We start from the raw sequence: 2165 nt of genomic DNA on the forward strand, positions 1-2165 counted from the left end.
ACCTCCTATTTGTCGTGTCAAAAAACTTGTTCATTTAGAAATAATTTCATATAAATATATGAATAAAAAATAAAAAGACCGTCTACTGAAATGATTTTAAAAATCATTTCAGAGACAGCCCCTTTATCATTATTTATAGGGAAGGTTGTTATAATATGGATAAAAGGCCCAATATTATTTTGATAATGACAGATGAGATGCGTGGAGATTGTTTAGGATATGCTGGACATCCTGATGTTAAGACTCCTTATTTAGATAGTTTGGCTTCAAAAGGAATATATTTTCCTAACGCATATTCTTCGTGTCCAACTTGTGTGCCGGCTCGTGCAATATTACATACAGGATTATCACAAAGGAATACAGGTAGAGTAGGTTATGAAGATAGAGTAGATTGGAATTATGAAATAACAATGGCTGGTGAATTAACCAAAAGTGGATATTATACACAATGTGTTGGAAAAATGCATGTACACCCATTGCGTAATTACTTAGGTTTTAATAATGTAAGACTTCATGATGGATATTTACACGAATATAGATATCCAAATGTATCATATGGGGAGAATCAACTTATTGCTGATGATTATTTTTATTGGTTAAAGGATCAAAAAGGAATTAGTGCTGATGTTGTTAATACGGGTTTAGATTGCAATGGATGGGTTTCTAGACCTTGGATTTATGATGAAATGAGTCATCCTACAAATTGGGTAGTAACAGAAAGTATTGATTTTTTAAGAAGAAGAGATCCAAGAAAGCCATTTTTTTTGATGACAAGTTTCGTTAGACCACATGCACCTTTTGATGCCCCACAATATTATTTTGATTTATATAAAAATAGGAGTTTAAGAGAACCTATTAAAGGTGAGTGGAATGATAAAGAATTAATAAAGCAGATAGGATATCGTTATAATGCAACTACTGGACCATTAGATCCAGAGTTAGTTAGAGAAATGCAAATAGGATATTATGCATGTATCACTCATATAGATCATCAGATAGGAAGATTAATTCAAGCATTAGTAGAACAAAGGGTAATGGATAATACTATAATAATATTTACATCTGATCATGGTGAAATGTTGGGTGATCATAATTATATTCAAAAAGCAAGGCCTTACCAAGGAAGCATCCATATACCTATGTTTATATCAGGACCTGAAGAATTATTAGGAAGAAAACACTGCATTGATGAAAGTCTTGTAGAATTAAGAGATGTTATGCCTACTTTTATAGACATAGCAGGTGGGAAAGTTCCAGAAGTATTAGATGGAGAAAGTATGTTAAAAGAGATAGATAGAAAGTATATACATGGAGAGCATTTATATGATTTTGGGCAGAAATCACATCAATTTATTGTAACTAAAACAGATAAATATGTTTGGTTCTCTCAAACAGGAGAAGAACAATACTTTAATTTAATAAAAGATAAAGACGAAGCTCATAATGCGATAAATGATTTGGAATATAAAGATAGAATAGAAGAGTTAAAAAATATATTGATAAAAGAATTAAAGGAATCAGAAGAAGGATATTCAGATGGAGAGAAACTTATTGTAGGATGCAAAACTAAACCATCATTATCTAATGCAATACTTAGATAGTTAATAGTTAGCAAGTTGATTGATTTATAATGTTTTTAAATCAACTTTGGCTAACTTTTTTTATAAACTTTTAATTAAAAACTTTTAATTCTTAACTAAATTTCCGTACTCTTTACCACGTGTATCAATATGTGTATTTTAAAGAAAAAAAGCGAAAAATATAGAAAAATAAAAATAATTTTAAATATATTGGAGAATATTAGCTGACTATGATAAAGTCTGTGGTACAATAAGTCATGTCCTTGAGGGAAAGCAACAAAACAACAAAATGTTGAACAAGAAAACAAAATGTTGTTTGAAAGTTTTGAAAAAAACTGTTGACAAAGAAAATTAAGGATGGTAAGATAAAAAAGTCGCTTGAAGCGATAAACAATGATCTTTGAAAATTGAACAGAATATAAATTAAGAACCAGCAATTCTTTTGAGAGTTTTTAAATTATTAAAGACTCAAAGTAATTTGAGCAACAGATTAAACTTTTTATTGAGAGTTTGATCCTGGCTCAGGACGAACGCTGGCGGCATGCCTAACACATGCAAGTCGAGCGAGTTGATCCCTTCGGGGTG

General features: G+C 30.5%; 1 protein-coding gene and 1 rRNA gene. Both read left to right on the plus strand.

Annotated elements, in window-relative coordinates:
• The first annotated feature begins 155 nt into the window (after nucleotides 1-155).
• A complete protein-coding gene (locus LQE93_RS16650) occupies nucleotides 156-1601 on the plus strand; it encodes an arylsulfatase (RefSeq protein WP_231074571.1) in 1446 nt (481 codons plus the stop codon).
• A 477-nt stretch (nucleotides 1602-2078) separates the two neighbouring features.
• Nucleotides 2079-2165 (plus strand): 16S ribosomal RNA (locus tag LQE93_RS16655); the annotation flags it as partial.

This window comes from Clostridium sp. NSJ-145 (assembly GCF_021044725.1).
Lineage (GTDB): Bacteria > Bacillota > Clostridia > Clostridiales > Clostridiaceae > Clostridium > Clostridium disporicum_B.